Annotated in this window: 19 protein-coding genes; 7 read left to right on the forward strand and 12 right to left on the reverse strand. The window is 27.6% G+C overall.

Annotation, left to right across the window (positions count from 1 at the left end):
• The first annotated feature begins 25 nt into the window (after positions 1-25).
• Genes X274_RS05290 through X274_RS05300 form a run of 3 tightly spaced genes read left to right on the forward strand, consistent with a single transcriptional unit; the run spans position 26 to position 2,372 of the window.
• On the forward strand, positions 26-1,579 hold the full coding sequence (locus X274_RS05290) for an acyl-CoA carboxylase subunit beta (protein ID WP_047265762.1): 1,554 nt from the start codon (positions 26-28) through the stop codon (positions 1,577-1,579).
• A 14-nt stretch (positions 1,580-1,593) separates the two neighbouring features.
• Positions 1,594-1,962: an OadG family protein gene (locus tag X274_RS05295; protein WP_047265763.1), complete on the forward strand. Its 369-nt coding sequence runs from the start codon at positions 1,594-1,596 to the stop codon at positions 1,960-1,962.
• Positions 1,959-2,372 (forward strand): biotin/lipoyl-containing protein, encoded by a 414-nt coding sequence (locus tag X274_RS05300; protein ID WP_047265764.1) that lies wholly within the window; start codon positions 1,959-1,961, stop codon positions 2,370-2,372. Before X274_RS05295 ends, X274_RS05300 begins: the two co-directional genes overlap by 4 nt.
• 50 nt (positions 2,373-2,422) lie before the next feature.
• Here X274_RS05300 and X274_RS05305 read toward each other — a convergent pair whose 3' ends face one another.
• From X274_RS05305 to X274_RS05315, 3 genes are read right to left on the reverse strand one after another with little or no spacing between them, the layout of a single operon-like run.
• The gene (locus tag X274_RS05305; protein WP_047265765.1) at positions 2,423-3,514 is read right to left on the reverse strand and encodes an extracellular solute-binding protein; all 1,092 of its coding nucleotides are present in this window, start codon (positions 3,512-3,514) and stop codon (positions 2,423-2,425) included.
• Positions 3,511-5,013 (reverse strand): HD-GYP domain-containing protein, encoded by a 1,503-nt coding sequence (locus X274_RS11525; protein ID WP_052913183.1) that lies wholly within the window; start codon positions 5,011-5,013, stop codon positions 3,511-3,513. The genes X274_RS05305 and X274_RS11525 overlap by 4 nt, the downstream gene beginning before the upstream one ends.
• On the reverse strand, positions 4,973-6,091 hold the full coding sequence (locus X274_RS05315) for a THUMP domain-containing class I SAM-dependent RNA methyltransferase (protein ID WP_047265766.1): 1,119 nt from the start codon (positions 6,089-6,091) through the stop codon (positions 4,973-4,975). The genes X274_RS11525 and X274_RS05315 overlap by 41 nt, the downstream gene beginning before the upstream one ends.
• Before the next feature lie 163 nt (positions 6,092-6,254).
• Here X274_RS05315 and X274_RS05320 point away from each other — a divergent pair, with 163 nt between their 5' ends.
• The 3 genes from X274_RS05320 (at position 6,255) to X274_RS05330 (ending at position 11,604) form a co-directional block, all read left to right on the forward strand.
• Positions 6,255-8,036 carry an ABC transporter permease subunit gene (locus X274_RS05320; RefSeq protein ID WP_047265767.1) on the forward strand — a complete coding sequence of 594 codons (1,782 nt, stop codon included), beginning with the start codon at positions 6,255-6,257 and terminating at the stop codon, positions 8,034-8,036.
• Positions 8,036-10,642, forward strand: coding sequence for a sugar ABC transporter permease (locus X274_RS05325; protein WP_047265768.1), 2,607 nt, complete (start codon positions 8,036-8,038; stop codon positions 10,640-10,642). Before X274_RS05320 ends, X274_RS05325 begins: the two co-directional genes overlap by 1 nt.
• Positions 10,643-10,743: 101 nt before the next feature.
• Positions 10,744-11,604 (forward strand): prenyltransferase, encoded by an 861-nt coding sequence (locus X274_RS05330; protein ID WP_197073327.1) that lies wholly within the window; start codon positions 10,744-10,746, stop codon positions 11,602-11,604.
• On the opposite strand, the gene X274_RS05335 is transcribed toward X274_RS05330, so the two are convergent.
• Positions 11,601-12,023, reverse strand: coding sequence for an RrF2 family transcriptional regulator (locus X274_RS05335; protein ID WP_047265769.1), 423 nt, complete (start codon positions 12,021-12,023; stop codon positions 11,601-11,603). The two genes, X274_RS05330 and X274_RS05335, sit on opposite strands and share 4 nt — an antisense overlap.
• A gap of 75 nt (positions 12,024-12,098) precedes the next feature.
• Here X274_RS05335 and X274_RS05340 point away from each other — a divergent pair, with 75 nt between their 5' ends.
• A complete protein-coding gene (locus tag X274_RS05340) occupies positions 12,099-12,977 on the forward strand; it encodes a polyprenyl synthetase family protein (protein WP_047265770.1) in 879 nt (292 codons plus the stop codon).
• Between the two features lie 29 nt (positions 12,978-13,006).
• Here X274_RS05340 and X274_RS05345 read toward each other — a convergent pair whose 3' ends face one another.
• From X274_RS05345 to ccsA, 8 genes are read right to left on the reverse strand one after another with little or no spacing between them, the layout of a single operon-like run.
• The gene (locus X274_RS05345) at positions 13,007-14,065 is read right to left on the reverse strand and encodes an ethylbenzene dehydrogenase-related protein (protein WP_047265771.1); all 1,059 of its coding nucleotides are present in this window, start codon (positions 14,063-14,065) and stop codon (positions 13,007-13,009) included.
• Positions 14,066-14,089: 24 nt separating this feature from the next.
• Positions 14,090-14,521 carry a hypothetical protein gene (locus tag X274_RS05350; protein ID WP_047265772.1) on the reverse strand — a complete coding sequence of 144 codons (432 nt, stop codon included), beginning with the start codon at positions 14,519-14,521 and terminating at the stop codon, positions 14,090-14,092.
• Positions 14,522-14,533: 12 nt separating this feature from the next.
• Positions 14,534-14,863 (reverse strand): hypothetical protein, encoded by a 330-nt coding sequence (locus X274_RS05355; RefSeq protein ID WP_047265773.1) that lies wholly within the window; start codon positions 14,861-14,863, stop codon positions 14,534-14,536.
• 8 nt (positions 14,864-14,871) lie between these two features.
• Complete coding sequence (locus X274_RS05360; protein ID WP_047265774.1) at positions 14,872-15,147, reverse strand: ferredoxin family protein; 276 nt, start codon at positions 15,145-15,147, stop codon at positions 14,872-14,874.
• On the reverse strand, positions 15,147-16,463 hold the full coding sequence (locus X274_RS05365) for an FAD-dependent oxidoreductase (protein WP_047265775.1): 1,317 nt from the start codon (positions 16,461-16,463) through the stop codon (positions 15,147-15,149). Before X274_RS05365 ends, X274_RS05360 begins: the two co-directional genes overlap by 1 nt.
• The gene (locus X274_RS05370) at positions 16,460-17,470 is read right to left on the reverse strand and encodes an electron transfer flavoprotein subunit alpha/FixB family protein (RefSeq protein WP_047265776.1); all 1,011 of its coding nucleotides are present in this window, start codon (positions 17,468-17,470) and stop codon (positions 16,460-16,462) included. Before X274_RS05370 ends, X274_RS05365 begins: the two co-directional genes overlap by 4 nt.
• Positions 17,467-18,315, reverse strand: coding sequence for an electron transfer flavoprotein subunit beta/FixA family protein (locus tag X274_RS05375; RefSeq protein ID WP_047265777.1), 849 nt, complete (start codon positions 18,313-18,315; stop codon positions 17,467-17,469). Before X274_RS05375 ends, X274_RS05370 begins: the two co-directional genes overlap by 4 nt.
• A gap of 12 nt (positions 18,316-18,327) precedes the next feature.
• Positions 18,328-19,119, reverse strand: a complete 792-nt coding sequence (gene ccsA, locus X274_RS05380; protein ID WP_047265778.1) for a cytochrome c biogenesis protein CcsA — start codon at positions 19,117-19,119, stop codon at positions 18,328-18,330.
• Positions 19,120-19,124: the final 5 nt, after the last annotated feature.

Below are 19,124 nucleotides of genomic sequence, written 5' to 3' on the forward strand. Positions count from 1 at the left end.
AATACTCTTGAAGGGAGTGTAATAAATGGATGAGAAGTTTCAAGAAATATACGAAGAATTCTTAAAAAGAAAAGAAAAGTTATATGAAGGTGGCGGAGAAACAAAAATAGAAAAACAACACAAACTCGGCAAGTTAACTGCAAGGGAAAGAATCGAATTATTGGTGGATAAAGGGTCATTTGTTGAAACGGATTTATTTGTAAAACACAGAAGCACAAACTTTGGTCTTGACAAAAAAATATTTCCATATGATGGAGTAATAACAGGCATCGGAACAATTAATGGTCAGAAAATTGCAATATATTCTCAGGATTTTACCGTTCAAGGTGGTTCTCTTGGAGAGATGCATGCAAAAAAAATTATGAAAATTCAGGATATGGCTATGAAATATGGAATTCCAATTATTGGAATTAATGATTCTGGAGGTGCAAGAATACAGGAAGGCGTCGACTCACTATACGGATATGGTGGAATATTTTATAGAAACACCTTAGCATCTGGAGTTATTCCACAAATCACAATAATTGCAGGACCTTGTGCTGGTGGTGCTGTATATTCTCCAGCAATCACCGATTTTATTATAATGGTCGACAATACATCGCAAATGTTCATAACTGGACCTCAGGTAATAAAAGCTGTTACAGGTGAAAATGTTGATAAAAACCAACTTGGCGGCGCTATGGCTCATAATGCAAAAAGCGGTGTTGCTCATTTTATTGCAGAATCAGATGAGGATGCTATGAATATAGCCAAAAAACTCTTATCATACATTCCTTCTAACAATTTAGAGACTCCAGAAGATTTTGATTTTGATAATAATTTTGATTTACCTGAAAAGATTTATGAAATAGTATCTCCAAATCCAAAAAAAGGATATGATATTAGAGATATTTTAAATCTGGTGTTAGATAAAAATTCTTTCTTTGAAGTGCATAAATACTATGCCACAAATATAGTTGTGGGATTTGGTAGATTAGGAGGAAAAAGTGTTGGAATAATTGCTAACCAACCAAAGGTATTAGCTGGAGCTTTAGACATAAATTCTTCAGATAAAGCTGCAAGATTTATAAGATTCTGTGATGCGTTTAATATTCCTATTATTACATTTGTGGATACTCCGGGATTCTTACCAGGTGTTGGTCAGGAACATGGAGGAATAATCAGACATGGAGCTAAATTATTATATTCATATAGTGAAGCAACTGTACCAAAATTGACCGTGATTTTAAGAAAAGCTTACGGAGGCGCTTATATAGCCATGGCATCTCAACATATAGGATCTGATTTTGTATTTGCATGGCCGACTGCAGAAATTGCTGTTATGGGATCAGAAGGAGCAGCGAATATTATATTCAGAAAAGATATACAAAATTCGGAAAATCCAGAAAAAACAAGAATGGAAAAAATTGAAGAATATAAAAAAGAATTTGCAAATCCTTATGTTGCAGCTGGAAGAGGTTATATAGAAGATGTTATAGATCCAAAAGAAACCAGAAAAGTTTTAATTCAAACATTATATATATCTGAATCAAAAGCTGAACCAAGACCAAATAAAAAACATGGAAATATTCCATTATAAATGGTGGTGTTATTATGAATAATGTTTTGTCAATTACTCTTGTTGGAATAGTTATAGTTTTTCTTGTATTGTTTATATTAAGTATGTTTTTTATATTTTTCAAATTTTTATCTCCATCAAATGAAAGAAAAGTAAAAAAGGAAATAAACATGCCTCATACAAACCCAAAACCTGTTGAAGATAAAAATATTATCAACATTAATGATGATGAAGAAATAGTTGCTGCTATAATGGGAGCAATATCGATGATTATGGAAAACAAAAAATTTAAGATAAAAAGCATTCAAGAAACTACATTATCACAAAGAAAAAATAAAAGCATGTGGGGAGTATTACCATCTGCTATTACCTGGAGAGCAAAAAGATTAGGAGGGAGAAAATGATAAGAAAGTTTAATGTTAAGGTAAATGGAAAAAATTATGCAGTGGAAGTAGAAGAATTAGAAAATAACAGTACCGCATCTCAACCTGCACCACAACCTGTTGCTCAGCCACCTGTACAATCTGCACCAATATCAAGGCCAGCACCAGAGCCTACACCTGTTATGCAAAAACAAAAACATACATCTGTATCTGACGGAAAAAATGTTGTAAAAGCTCCATTACCTGGTGTTGTTGTAGATATAAATATCGCTGAAGGTAATAGAGTATCAAAAGGGCAAAAATTATTGGTAATAGAAGCTATGAAAATGGAAAACGAAATATTAAGTGATTATGATGGCGTTGTTGAAAAAATACTTGTTAAGAAAGGTGACAGTATAGAAGGGGATCAAGATTTAATTATAATTTCATAATAAATCAGAATGTTACCACAAATAATAAAAAGGAGAATTTATTCTCCTTTTTATTTTACCATTTTCAGCCATCTATTATATAATTCTTCTGAATCCATCTTATCATTTAAATACATTATAAAATCAGTACTGAAAAATTTAAATAATATATAATCTGTTTTTTTATCAATTTTTATTGCTGTTTTCAATTGTTTTGCAACTATATCTTCTTTTTTATCTAATTCTTCTAAAAATTTTTCATCTGGCATAATCGTATTATTATATTTATAAAATTTTTTAGCCACTTCTGTTTTTGATAAATATTCCATTACTTTTTCAGCTTCACTTGATTTATTTAACAACACCCATTGTTGTCCACCCATTGGAGAAAAACTCCCATCAATTCCAAAAGGGATAATTGAAACTCCAAAATCAAAACCTTTTTCCTTGTATGTAGAAAAACTCCATGGGCCATTGAATATTATATCCACTTCCCCACGGACAAACATATTTATCATATCATCATAAAAATTTTCTGTAATTTTTGGAATTAAATTATTCTTATATAAAAATTTTATTTTTTCCGCTATATTAATAAATCTTTTCTTATTGACATTTGAAGTTAAAAAATTTTTATCTTCACTTAAAAAGATAGCGCTCATCCACCATCCTGAATTATATGGCATATAAAATACATAGTCTTCAATTTTATTTTTATCAAATGTTGGAGAATTAATATTATTTCCATATATATCTTTTATATTATTTTCTATATAATCCCATAATTCGTTTAATGTTCGTGGTGGTTTTTTTATATGTTTTTTATTATATAACATAACAAGGCAATCTACTGATTGTAATATTGGTTTATCTTTTATATATGATTCAAACCATTCAGGCATTTTTATATCTACTCTTGCAATATCAATTTTATGATTTAAATCAAGCAGTTGCTTTATCCTTGAAAAATGCCCCGAAAATGGGATTCTCTCAATATTAAACTTGACCATATGAAATAATTTATATGAGTTTAAAATTTTTTCCAATCCTTTTGTTTCACTTTCAGACATTTGTGTTACTATATTTATATTTTTTCTGGGAAATATAGCATATATGCTGATTAAAACTACAATGAAAATTATCAGCACTACTTTAAATTTCATTTTTTCATCTCCCTATATATCCCTTTTATTTCTTCTATATTTTCCAGAAAAATTTCTACAATTTCTGGATCAAAATGTTTCCCTTTCTCTTCTATTATTATTTCTATAGATTTTTCAATGGAAAATGCTTTTTTATAAGGTCTTTCTGAAACAAGAGCATCAAAAACATCACATATCGCTACTATTCTTCCCTCTATAGGAATTTCTTTACCTTTTAATCCATATGGATATCCACTTCCATCATATTTTTCATGATGATATAAGGCTATCCTTGAAGCGAGATCAAAAAAACCATCATCTATTTTTTTTAGAATTTTATAACCTATTTCCGCATGTTTTTTCATATATTTATATTCTTCATCAGTTAATTTTTCTGGTTTTAATAGAATTGAATCAGGTATTCCTATTTTTCCAATATCATGCATTTGCGCTGCATAATAGTAATCCTCAATTAAATTTTTGTCTTTTAATATTTTTGAAGCTATTATTTTTGATATTTTACCAACTCTAATTATATGATTTCCCGTTATTTCATCTCTAAATTCTGAAATATTACCAAGAAGACTTATTATTTCTTGTATCAACCTTTTATTTTTAGATATATAATCTATATTATTTTTAAACATTTTATCCAGAGTTTTTCCTATTCGATCTATCTCTTTTATATAAGTTTTAGAAATATGATAATCAATTTTTTCTCCATTTAAAATATTCTCTCCTATACTTTCAACTTCACTGGAAAAATCTTCTATTGCATATTGTATTCTTAAATAAAATTTTTTATCTATAATATAAGAAATTAGAAATATTAAAATTATTAATACAGACCATTGAATTGATTTATTTAACATATAGCTCTTTAAATCCATACTAATATCAAATAGAACGTATATTGGATATACCCCGTAAGTGCTATCGTTAAATCTTACATAATAATATTTTTTCCCTATTTTTATAATATTATTATTAATCAATTTTATTTCCTTTATATTTTCTTCTACTTCCACATTTGATACTATTATATTTCTATTAAATCCCATTACAATATAATTACTATCCAGATTAATTTTTCTAATTGTATTTTTTACAATTGGTGGAAGATATATTATCCTTAAATATAATTTATTTTTTTTATAATAATAATTATATAATTCTTTATTTTCAATGACTGAATATCCATTAAATGCTCCAACCTCTTTTAAAGCATTTAATACTTTCTCCGAAGCCTTTATTATATTATAACTTTTTGCTTTTTCTAATTCATTGTCTATTTCCTTTGTTAATTCTGAAAAGAATATATTGGTAATTTTATTAAACATTCCTTTTTTATACTTTATTTCTTCCTTTATATCAAAATATATTGTTGTCGGAAACAAAAAAACAAATATTAAAATAAGCAAAAGAAAACTTTGCTTATTAAATATTTTTTTTATTGAATATTCTTTCATTTTATCACCTTTAGCTTTTATATTCATAAATATATAATATTTGTTTTCCATTTATAATCTTTTTTTTCTTATTAGCTTTCTTTCCAAAAAATGCTTCAAAATTTTCATGTGAAGTTATAATAGAATAGTTGAAATATGGAAATGTTTTCCTCAGATATCTCATTTGTTCGTAAATTTTTTCTGCATGAGCCTTATCCTTCAACCTTTCACCATATGGAGGATTTGTTATTATATATCCTTCACTATAATCTAATTTTATGCTCTCCATATTTCTTTTTTCAAAACGTATAAATTTATTTAGTTTAAATATCTCAGCATTTTTTCGTGCTATCTCTATCATCTTGAAATTTTTATCAAAACCAAAAAGTTTAAGCTCCCCATATTTAATAATTTCCAGAGATTCTTTTTTATATTCTACAAACTTTTTTTCATCAAAATTAGACCACGTTTCAAATGAAAATCTCCTATATATTCCAGGATCCATATTTATCCCATACATTGCTGCCTCTATTGGAATGGTTCCTGAACCACAAAAAGGATCTATCAATACATACTTTCTTTTCCAACCTGCTTTCAAAACCATTGCCGCTGCAATAGTTTCGCGAAGAGGTGCCTCACTTACGAGTTTTCTATACCCGCGTCTATGTAATCCTTCGCCAGTTGTATCCAATGTTAAAGTTACTATATTATTCTTTACATATACACGCAATTTGTATATTCCGGTTTCTTCATTATATATATTTATTTTATATTCTTTTTTTAATTTTTCTATTATAGCTTTCTTTATAATTGATTGAATTACTGATTGATTATATAAAATAGATTTTGAAGTTCTTACCTTATCAACTATTATTTTACCATTTTTAGGAAAATAATATGACAAATCCAAATTCATTATACCATCATATAAATCATCAAAACTTTCCGCATTAAATTCTGCAATTTTTATAAAAATTCTTTCTGCTGTTCTCAATTTTAAATTCAACTTATAATAATCATAAACTTTACCAGAAAATTCTACCATACCATTATTTGCATTTTCTATTTTGTAATTCAGCCTTTTTAATTCATTTGACAATATTTTTTCTAAACCTATTGAACATAATGCTATATAATTCAACTTTCTCACTTCCCAATATTTAAATATTCTTATTTTAATTATACCACCTATTTTTTAACATAATATTTTATTTTCAAATTGATAAAAAAGCTAATTTTATGTTATAATATTTGAGTATTACTGTTTATAGTAAAAAATCAAAATTTTTCATACATTTTAAGGGAGGGACACCATGAAAACTCTTGGCAAATTTGTACTGTACTCTATAATCGCTCTCATGAATGCCGGATTAATATGGTCTATATTTATATTATCCGGTCTTGGAAATTACGGACTTTCAGTTGTTATCGGCGCATTTGTAATACTTGCTAATATCGCTATTTTTTCAAAAAAAGGATATCCATATAGATACACCTTGCCCGCAATGTTCTTTCTTTTTATTTTAACTGTATATCCAATATATTACACTGTTAAGACAGCTTTTACAAATTATGGAACAGGACATTTATTTACAAGAGATCAGGCTATTCAAATTCTGCTTAATGACCCAAATTATTTATATGAACCCGAAAACGGAAATAGCTATAATTTTAAGATTTTCATAAAACTTAAAAATTTCAAACCAACTGAAGATTTTATTATAGTCTTATATAATGATAAGGAGATATTATTATCAGAAAAACCACAGGAAATTACTTATAATTCAAAAGGCAATCCTAAAAATGCTTTTTCTGAATTAAAACCAATAAATGAAGATTATATGAATATTACAATTAATGGTAAAACTTACTCTGCCTTTTTAAAAAGAAAATTAGATGATACATTTAGAGCTCTTTCTATTAATGAAAAAATGAATAATGTTCTTGGTTTTGAAGATAATAAAGGTACAAAATATGTTTATTTTTATTCTCCAACTGACCCAGGAACATTTAAAAATGCCTCATTTTATAACTCAGTATTAAGAAAAAAATATCTGGGTGTTCTAGAACTTAAAAATTATGATGGAAAACGTTATAGACTTTCTTCCAGATTCATATACAAAAAATTCTCTGAAGCATATAGAATATATGAATTAAGAGTAAAACCCGTTTTCGTAAACAATAAAAAAACTTATAAAACTATAATTTTTAACACAAGAACAAATAAAGAACTAATTGACAGAGATAGTGCATTCTGGGATTATAACGAAAATGGAGATTTAATCAGATTAATAGGGTATTCATCTTTTGTAGGAACTTATCAATTTGACAGAATTAGAAAAGATCCTAAAATATCCGGACCTTTTTTCAAAATTTTTACATGGACATTTACATATGCCGCTCTAAGTGTTTTATTTAGTTTTATTATTGGTATGATTTTAGCTCTTATGCTCAATGATAAGTTTATGAAAGGTAGAATATTATACAGAACTCTACTTATTATTCCATGGGCTGTTCCTGCATTCATTTCTGTTTTAATATGGAGAAATGGTTTTTTCAATGAAACTTATGGTATTATTAATAGATTTATTATTACAAATCTGGGATTAGACCCAATAAAATGGTTAAATGATCCTTTTTGGGCAAAGGTTGCTGTTTTAATGGTAAATACGTGGCTTGGCTTCCCATACATGATGACAATTACATTAGGAGCATTACAAAGTATTCCTGACGAACTATATGAGGCTTCTTCAATTGATGGAGCTACGCGATGGACTCAGTTTAGAAAAATTACACTACCATTATTGATGGTATCATTAACCCCCCTTCTTGTTAGCAGTTTTGCATTTAATTTCAATAATTTCGTGAATATCTATTTATTAACTGGAGGCGGACCTGCCATGCCCGGTGCTACAACACCTGCAGGTTCAACAGATATTTTAATTTCATATACTTATAAATTAGCTTTTGAGGGTTCTCGTGGTCAAGATTTTGGTTTTGCAAGCGCAATTTCCATATTGATCTTTGCAATTGTATCTGGTATTAGTTATTTCAACTTTAAATTATCAGGAGCTTTTGAAGAGGTGAGCAGATAATGATGATTCAGAAAAAAAATTATATATTAAGACATATTTTTTTGATAATAGTTATAATTCTCGTACTTTTCCCTCTTGTCTGGGTCGTTACAACATCAATAAGAAGAGATAATGCAGCATTTTCACCTAAACTTTTTTCCTCAAGAATTACATTAAATTATTATAGGGATTTACTATTCCCAAAAGCCACTGTCCCTGAATTAATAAAAGATATAAATGGAACGGCACATTTTATAGGTGAAAATTCTAAATTAACCTTTGATGAAGCAAACAAGAAACTCTTTAATGAATTAAAAGATTTTGAAATATATATAGATGAAACTAATGAATATTTAAATAATATCCAGAAAAGATTTATCGATATGCAAAAATCATTGTATGGTAAAGATATGGATAATATTATAGAAGATATTAATAAAGCCCGTATAAAAGAGTTTGAAAAGTTAGAAAAAATGGAGGATTTGTTTTTAGAAGGTTCGTTTTTATCTGATGTCAATTTAGAATCTATCAATTCTCAGAAAGAGGAACTAAATAATGCAATCACAAACTATTACTATCTAAGAACTGAAATATTAAATTTGCTATCAGACATTAAAAAAACAGATGATAATAGCAAATATTATGATAATACTATATACACCATCTTTTCAATAAAACCAAATTACACCTTATGGAAAATAAAAAATTATAAAAAATGGGTAAAGATCGAAAATAATGAAAAATTATTAATATTAAATACCAAAATTAAAAATTTATCAAATGAATGGAAAAATATACTTTCAAAAGCAAAAAATATAGATAATGCTATGAATGCTTTGGAACAAAAATTTTTAGGAAAAGATTTAGAAAATATGAATAATTACAGCAGTGAAATAAAAAATATTCAAAAAGAACTGTCTAAAATAAAAAACAATATTTCAAAATCACAAAACATTGTATTGAAATATACAAGCGATCTAACATCTCTTTTAGAATTATATGCACCAGATAGTTTAAAAATAGAATCTGCCGTGAATATTTTAAAAAACTATAAAAGAGATAAAGTTAATTCTACTGAAGTTATGGCTTTATCTGAGAAAATTAATTTCATTTCAAATACTTTTGAAATCATTAATAAAAAAATACAACAATTGTCAGATTTTGAAATATTCAAAGATTCAATACAAAAATATTATGAATCATTCTTATGGTTAAAAAATAATTTAGAATATATAAATCCCGATCTAGAATACATTACTCCAGCATATAAAACCGTTTTTGAAATAATAGATAATATAGATTCAACATTAAATACTTTAAAAGCACTAACAATAAATTTAACAGATAATCTCGCAATACTGGAAAAATATCAAAATTCCTATAATCAGTTGGATTCTAAACTAAAAGCTTTTTCTACAAAATATGATGAATTATATAATAAAAATAAAACCGTATTAGACAATTTTAAAAAATTAAAAAAATACGGGGAATTCCTTATAATAAAAAGCTTTTCCAACTTAGAAATAAAAAATTATTATGAATCAGAATTTTTTGCAGATTTATTGAATTCGAAATTATTTGAATTCTATAAACCTCTAAAAAGAGATTTAATCGTATTTACATTGAGAAATAATATAGAAGAAGCTAAAAACAAATTTTACCTTAGTATGAATTCTTTTGAAAAACTGATCTCTGAAATTAACCCCAATATAGAAAAATTAAAAAGTAATGCAAATGATTATTTGAAAATTAATTATAATGGATACACAGCTGATATATTACCTATTCTTGAAATTTCTTCAATATATAATTCTAAATTTGGCCCAGTAAAAGCAAATATTTCAAGGTCTTCAAGAATTGTTTCAGATCTTGCAGATTCAGTAAAATATAAATCATTAAAAACTGATTTGAGAAAAATTGATGCAGATATTTATGATTTACTTGATAAATGGAATCCAAAACAAAGAAAACCATTTTTACGATGGTTGTTAAATTCTATAATCGTAGCTGGTGTTACATCAATATTAACAGTTTTGATGACAGCTGTTGCAGCTTATCCGTTTAGTAGAATGAGATTTTTTGGAAGAAAAGAAGGACTTTTATATTTAATGTTAATTCAGATGTTCCCTGCAATAATGTATATGGTAGCATTATATGGAATTTTAAAATTCATGGGGGATTATTTTGGGTTTATAGGACTTGATACACTTGCCGGATTGATTTTTGTATATCTTGGGGGAGTTTCATTCAATATGTGGTTAATAAAAGGATATTATGACACTATACCAGATTCTTTAGAGGAATCTGCTATGATTGATGGAGCAACAAGATTTCAAACTTTCTGGTTAATTGTTTTGCCACTTGCTTCACCTATTTTAGCAGTAGTCACTATACTTTCATTTATGGGAACCTTTAATGAATTTGTATTAGCAAGAATTGTTCTGGCAAGCGAACAGAACTTCACCTATGCTGTAGGATTACAAACTTTTTCTTCCGGTCCGTTTGAAACTGAATGGGGATTATTTACAGCTGCCGCTTTACTTGGCGCAGTCCCAATGGTATTATTATTCCTATCTATGCAAAAATATCTTGTTGGTGGTTTAACCCAGGGATCTGTAAAAGGATAATATATACTTTTGAAATCCGAGAATTTCTGGTATAATTATAATAGAAATTCTCGGATTTTTTCATTTTGCTTTAAAAAACTATTTTTAGGGGTGGGATTTTGTTGAAAAATATTTTAATTGCTATTCGACCTTTTTCTTTTATTGCTACTATTTTACCTGTAACTGCTGGTGCAATGATTGCTGAAAATTTCTCTTTTTCTTTATACATTATTTCGCTTCTCGCTGCAATTTTTATTCATGCTGGTGTAAATACTACAAATGACTATTTTGATTTTAAAAAAGGCATTGACACAAAAGATTCTTTAGGGTCAAGTGGTTTATTAATTAATAATATTTTAAAACCCAAAGATATTTTTATCATAAGTATAATATCTTATATTTTATCCATAATTTTAGGTTTATTTCTGATTTATAAAGTAGGTATTGGCATTTTTTGGTTTGGCTTATTGGGAATTATATTAGGTTACTCTTATACTGGATTTCCTTTGCATTTAAAGTACAAAGCACTTGGAATTCCTCTTGTGTTTACTTTAATGGGCCCTTTAATGGTGCTTGGTTCTTATTATGTTCAAACAAAACATCTTTCAGATATTGTCTTTTTACTTTCAATACCAATCGGAATATCCACAATATTAATACTTCTTTCAAATGATATAAGAGATATAGAACATGATAAAAAAAGCAAAATAATCACGTTACCTATACTTTTAGGTGAAAAAAAATCTATTATTCTTTATTTAATCCTTGCGATTTCAATTTATTTTTTTATTTTTTATTTAATTTACATAGGTATTTTCAACTTTTATGCAGTATTGTCATTATTTTCACTTTTTATATACATTCACATTTTTAAAAAATTTTTACATCATTCAAGTAAAAAAGAAATTGCAATGGTTGATCGTTTTTCCGCTATTGCAGAGATTATATTAACTATCACTATTTTAATAGCTTTAGTTAATTAGAGAAAATCTAATAATAATATTTTTTCACTGTATTTTCCTTCAAGAATATCTTTAATGGATACATTTTTTATTATTTCATAAAAAATTTTATTCATCCAATTCCAGAAATTTTGAGCTTTGCAATTATTGAATTTCGGACAATTCTCAACACATACAACAATAGATATGTCCTGATCAAATGCTTTTATAATATCCAATAAAAAGAGCTCATTCGATGGTTTGTGAGCGTAAAAACCTCCTCTTCTCCCTTGAATAGATTTAATAATCTCTTTTGACTTTAAATAATATAAAATTTTTGTTGTAAATTTATATGATAAAAATTCTTTTTGTGCTATTTCTTTTGAAGATAATACTTTATTTTCCAAATATAATCTTAAAACTATTCTTAATGCATATCTTATATGTTTTTGATTAAACATGTATTCGCCTCCTAAAAATTTTATATTATATTAATTATTATTTTTTATTTTAAATAAACTATGGGGGATATAAATATGGATAATATAATGAATTATCAACTTGAAGTAATAAAAATAATGAAAAAATCTTTAAAAAATAATTTACCGAAACCTATTTTTGAATCTCTTCCAAAATATGGTAAAATGCTCAGAACACAACTTGGTATTTTGATGTTTGATAAGTATTCATTTAAAATCAACAAACAACACATTCATACTTTTGCAGCTATAGAATTAATACATTTAGCTTCTTTATTACATGATGATGTAATAGATGGTGCAAAAATTAGAAGAAATAAAAAAACTATAAATACCATTTTTTCTACAGAAACTGCTATCACCGTTGGAGATATTATTTTAATTATAGCTTTTCAACTCATAGAATCTTTAAATTTAAATATTTTGAGAGAATATTTTTTATATTCACTCAAAAATATGGCAAAAGCAGAATTAATAGAACAATTGAATAAAAATAAAATTATTTCAAAAAAAATATATTTTGAAATAATAAAAGGTAAAACGGGAGCATTATTTGGTTTGTCTGCTAGTCTTCCTTCAATTTTCAAAAGAAGTTTTAATAAAAAAGATTATAAAATTGGAGAAACTTTAGGTATATTATACCAGATATTCGATGATATTAATGATTTTAAAAAAACAGAAAATACTGGAAAAAGCACTTTTTTAGATATAAAAAATGGAATAATATCTTTTCCTATTATTTTAGCTTTCGAAAAAGATTTAAATAATGTAAAATTCTTAATAGAAAACAAAGAATGGGAAAAATTATTAATTTTTTTAGAAGAAAATGATATTATCAATTATTCAAAAAAAATATTATTCAAAAAAATTCAATCTTTTAAAAAACAATATAACTGGCTTTCAGAATATATCGATAATACATTCAAAATAAATTAACAAGCCTCCATTAGGAGGCTTGTTAATCTTTATTTAAACTTTAATGCTATAGCTCCAAAATGAACAGCGTGTTCTGTTGCTGCATTATCAAACAATGCAACAGCAAAATAATACGTTTTCGACAAGTCATCAAACTCTATATCATATCCTATTGGATCGCCTATTGTAACTAATCTTCTTTTAAATTCAATTGTCCATATACCATTCTTCCATTTTGCCTCCGTTAAAACATCTCCTCTCCCACCATTAAATGGTTCTACTATTATACCAGGAATCATAATATCCTTTGGCACGACATTTCCATCTTCATCAATTAAATCTGTACCTTTAATTTTAACTATTCTTTTAGCTTCTCCAAGCCTTATTTCGGATGTATATATCCAATATCTTTCACCTTTTCCAGGTAACCAATACATTGGAACTTTTATTCTATTTATTGTTTGATCATTATTTTTATATCCTCCACTAGTTTTCATGTCTCCTTTTCTACCATTAGTTTCAGAATATATTAAATGTTTATCATCGGTTTGACCAACTGTTCCTGACCGAACATATTTAAAATGCCAAATATCGCCAACTTCTTCAGATGAATTTGTTGCTTTATATGGCGGATGACAAACAACCATACAACCTACTTCATTAAATCCTTTTATAGAATCATTAATATTCCATAAAAAAGCAAATTTGTCTTCATACATTGCAGGTTCAATTACTTTTCCATTTTTTATTATCGGATGTTTTGGACCATGAACCCATTTTCCATCTTTAAACATCCAGGGTTGTCTCTTAATAGTCATTTTATCATCTTTATATTGAACAAGAAAGTATATATAATCATTATCATAAACAGATTTTAAAGTTACTTTATAAAAATATTCATTTTCATTTATTTTTGCAACTTCAGGATTATTAAAACCTTCAAAGTAACTAGGAACCTTAAGATCTAATTCAATAGGTTTCGCTTTTTTCCAAACTTCATCAATTATCCCATCCAATTTTGGTCCTTTCTCTACCTTGACGGAAATCAGGTCAATAGAATAAATAAATACTGAACTTACTAAAATTATAAATATTAAGATTTTTTTCATATTAATCACCTCCTTATCATCTCCTTATTCAGAAGAATCTAATTCTTTATTATTCTTCCAAACTTCATCAAAAAGTTTAAATTCTCCCTCATCTGAAATATCATGACAAGAAAAACAATTCCCATCAAAATGTTCACTAAAATAATGAATTGGATGAATTATCTTTTTAAATGACTTTTCCCCTAAATTCTCATGACATAATAAACAATATAAAACGCCCTGTTCATCTACAGTTTCTTTTCTTAGAGCTGGATGTTCTTCTATTTTCTTTACTTCTGCATATAACGTGTAATCAAACACCTCTTCACCTCTTGTTACAACTTTATGACAACTACTACATCCTCTTTCTTCAAGATGTAAAATATCATCTTCATCCTCTTTTTCTGTGTCTGCAAAAACAATTAATGAGAATAATATCAAAGCTACAAACAACATCGTTATTTTTAAAATTTTCATTTTATCACCCCCCTATATAAGTTTTGGATCATTATTTTTTTTCATATAAATCTCAGGATAATTGTCAACACAACCCTTCTCTTGCATTTCTATTTTCAATGATTCTTTCAATGATAATAATTCTATTTTTAATTTTTCAATCTTGTCTAATACTTCATCAATATATTTTATACTATTGGTGACTATATTTATATTTTGTCTTCCGCAATAGGGACATTCTGTTATTATTATAGTGTGTAATTTCTGTTGTTTATCTATAATATAAGATTCACCACAATAAAAACACTTTACTGTTCCTTCTGTTTCCACATATGGAAGATACTTTCGATCAATTTTATTCATAAAATCACCTACCCAAATTTATAAAGAATTCCATAATTTCCTTTTGGATATTTCCAATCTATATTATTATAAGGACATACTATTCTACATGTTCCACATTCAAGGCATCCTTCAAATTTAATTTCCATTATTTCCCCTTCCCATTCATAAACTCCTGCTGGACAACAATTTATACATGGTTTGTTCTCACATTTTTCACAAACTCCCATATCCTTTATTTTTAAATGTGAATTTTCTTCATCTGCTCTATATCTATTTAAAAATAGTTTATCTTCTATTCTCATTATCTCACACCTCTCCAAAATTTCAATGCATCAAGTGCTATTCCTATTAATCCTCTTTTTTTTCTAATCATCTCAAATATATCTTTTTGCATATCCCATTTAGGCGTACCATCGATATTTAAAAATTTATAAGCAGCATCGTTCACTAATGCTGGGTATACTTCAAAAAATTGGTGGTTTTTTTCCATAATTGTTGTAAGATCTTTATACTTTTTTAAATCTTTTATTATAAATGTCTTTTTCAATTTTAAATAATATTTTTTTAATGTTTTTGCTGAAAAATCATTTTTTTCAAATGCTTCTATTAAAGTATTGGCTGCTAGCATCCCAGAAGTAATAGCATGATTTGAACCTTCTCTATGTATTGAATTAACCATCATACCAGCATCACCAACAACCAAAATATTATTACCATAAATTTTTGGCATAGCATAATATCCACCTTCCGGTATTAAATGCGCCATATATTCATTTGCTGAATTTTTGTATTCTCCTAATAAATCTGTAATTATTGGATTATCTTTCAATTTTTGTAATAATTCATATGGTCTAATTGAATTATTTTTCATTAAATCCTCCAATAAAACCCCCGCTCCTAAAGATATTGATTCTTTATTAGAATATAAAAATGCTATTCCCATCATTCCATTTGACCAACTTCCTATTATTTCAATTGTTGCACCTTCTCCGAATCTTACGCCAAAAATATCATTTATTTTTTCATTTGGCATTGGAATTATTTCTTTTACTGCTATAGCAACCATTTTAGGCTTAATATCTTCTTTTCTTAATCCGGCTTTTATTGTTAAAATCGGATTAACTCCTTCAGCTATAATTACAGCTTTGCACTTCAAATTTCCTTCAGGTCTTGAAGTTTTCACCCCTATTAATTTTCCATCTTCGTAAATAAAATCTTCTACTTTTGTCTTTGGAATTATCAATCCTCCAACTTCTGATACTTTACCTGCAAACCATGAATCAAACTTCGCTCTTAATACAGTATATGCATTAGGATTATCTTTCCATTTTTCATTTCTATGACCTATTTTAACAACACCATCATCATTTAATATCCACATATTTTGCTCTATTATATTTCTTTCTACTACTTTTTTCTTTATTAATTCATTAATTATGTTCTTTGAAATTAATTTTTTTAACGGATCTAAATATAAAACCCCTCCCATCACATTTTTTGAACCAGGATATTCTCCTTTTTCAATAACTGCTACGTTTATTCCTGCTGTGGCTAATTTATATGCTGCAGATAATCCTGCTGGCCCTGCACCTACAATTATTACATCGTATTCAATCATTTTTTCACCCCGCTTTTTAATCTTTTCTCAATTTCTTCAATTAAAGCGGGAACTATTTTATGTAAATCACCTACTATTCCGATATCAGCAATATCAAATATTGGGGCCTTCTCATCTTTATTTATTGCTATTATAATATTAGATTCTTTAATACCAACAATATGTTGAATTGCTCCGGAAATTCCACATGCAAAGTATACGATAGGTCTAATAGTTTTTCCTGTTTGTCCAACCTGATGTTCAGATTCAATCCATCCTTTTTTTACCGCTGCCCTCGATGCTCCTACTTCTCCGCCTAAAAGTTCTGCTAATCTCTTTAACATCTTAAAACCTTCTTTTCCGCCAACACCATTCCCACCAGAAACAACTATTTGAGCATATTGCAAATTAGAACCACTTTTTACAGGTATCGCTTCTATTATTTCTATAAGATTATCTATCTGATTAAATTGGTATTCTTCTATTATTATCTCACCTCTTTTATTAAAATCTAAAGAAGATTCTTTCATAACGCCAGGTCTTACAGTAGCCATTTGCGGAGTATGTTCTGGACAAAAAATTGTTGCCATCAAATTTCCTCCAAATGTTGGTCTAGTCATAGCAAGTAATTCTTTTTCCGGAATAATATCAAGGCCTGTACAGTCAGCAGTTAATCCTGTTTTCAATTCTGTTGCAATCATTCCTGCTAATTCTCTTCCTTCTAATGTTGCTCCTATCAAAAATATTTCAGGTTGATATTTTTTTACCATTTCAACAATAACTTTTTGATATTTATAATTTATATAGTCATTTAATTCTGAACTTTTTACATATAGTACTTTATCAGCTCCATGATAAATGGTTTCTTTGCATATATGCTCTAAATCTTCACCTAAAATTACTCCCCAAACGTCACTTCCTTCAAGTTTAAAAGATAAATCTTTTGCTTTTGAAATTAATTCCCATGAAACAGGATGTGCTTTTTTTCCTATGGTTTCTATAAATACAAAAATGTGCGAATGTTTCATAGTTTATCACATCCTAAAATTTTTTCAAACATTTCGGAAAGCCTTATTGATTCAAATGATTTTAAAACTTCAAATAATTTTTCCACAACTTCCTGCGGGCTTTCATTTTTTGATATTATATCTCCACCTTTTCTTGCCGGAGGAATATTCGTTCTTACAACTCGAGTTGGAGAACCAAAAAAACCACATTTTTTTAAATCTGCTCCTATATCTTTTGCATTAAAGATTTTAGGTTGATATTTTATAGCTTTTATTAAATCTGGTAAAGAACCATATCTTGGAGTTCCGAACTCTTCAGTAATAGTTAATAAGGCTGGTATTTTTATTTTTATTCTTTCATACCCTCTATCCAATCTTCTTAAAGCTATTATATGTGTATCATTTATTTCTTCGATTTTTTCCACATAAGCCCCCAAAGAATACTTTCGTCTTGTTGCAATTCCTGGTCCCACCTGTCCTGTATCCCCATCAGCTGCCTGCTTACCAGTGAGTATCAAATCAAATTTTCCAAATTCTGTTTCTATTTTGTTTATTCCTAAATTTAATGCATAAGTTGTTGCGAGTGTGTCTGCTCCTGCAAATGCCCTATCACTTAACAGAAAAGCTTCGTCAAGACCAAAAATCATCGCATCTCTCAAAGCATTTATTGCCTGTGGTGGACCCATTGTTAATATTGCGACTCTCGCAGAATATTTTTCTTTCAATTGTGCTCCTAATTCAAGTGCTTTTAAATCATCTGGATTTATAACAGCAGGAATACCCTCCCTAATTAAATTATTTGTTTTGCGATCTATTCTTACATTTGATGTATCTGGTATTTGTTTAATACAAACTAAAACATTCATAAAAATCCCCCCTCATGCATAGCTATGCAATCCATATAACAAATAATTTACTCCAAAAAATGTAAATATCATAAGAATGAAAGCTACAATTGCTAAAATTATGCTTTTTTTACCTTTCCAACTCATCAAATATCGCGAGTGTAAATACCCAGCGTAAAAAAACCATGTTATCAAGCTCCATGTTTCTTTCGGATCCCAGCTCCAAAATCTTCCCCAAGAATATTTTGCCCATATTGCACCAAATATTAAAGCTCCAAGAGTAAAAAAAGGGAAACCTATTAATATAGATTTATAAGTCAGCTCATCCATTTTTTGTTTTTTTTCAGGATCTTTGGAAATTAAATATATTAATGCCGAAGCAAATGAAATTATAAAAAAGACTTCTCCTATAAAAGCAAATGAAACATGCAAAACTAACCAATAACTTTGCAATGCTGGAACTGGTGGAGATATTTCAGAGGATACTAAAGGGGATGATGAAATTGCAAAAAAAGATGTTAAGGTAGCTATTGATACAAAAATAACCTGTTTATTTATTTTATATTTTTTATAAAAATAATACACTACAAAAGTACCTAACCAAGCTATAAAAGTCACTGCTTCAAATGTAGAGGTTATTGGAAAAAATCCCATTTTTATACCTCTCAACAAAAGTCCTGGTGTTTCAACAAATCCTGCAATCAATAATACATATACACTTGTTTTTTCAAAAACATCTTTTTTTGAAAATAATGATATTATAGAAATTATTAATGCAACTAAATAAATACCAAAAGATATAGTATAAAATGTTATATCTGTCATATTCT

The organism is Marinitoga sp. 1155, assembly GCF_001021175.1.
Classification (GTDB): Bacteria; Thermotogota; Thermotogae; order Petrotogales; family Petrotogaceae; genus Marinitoga.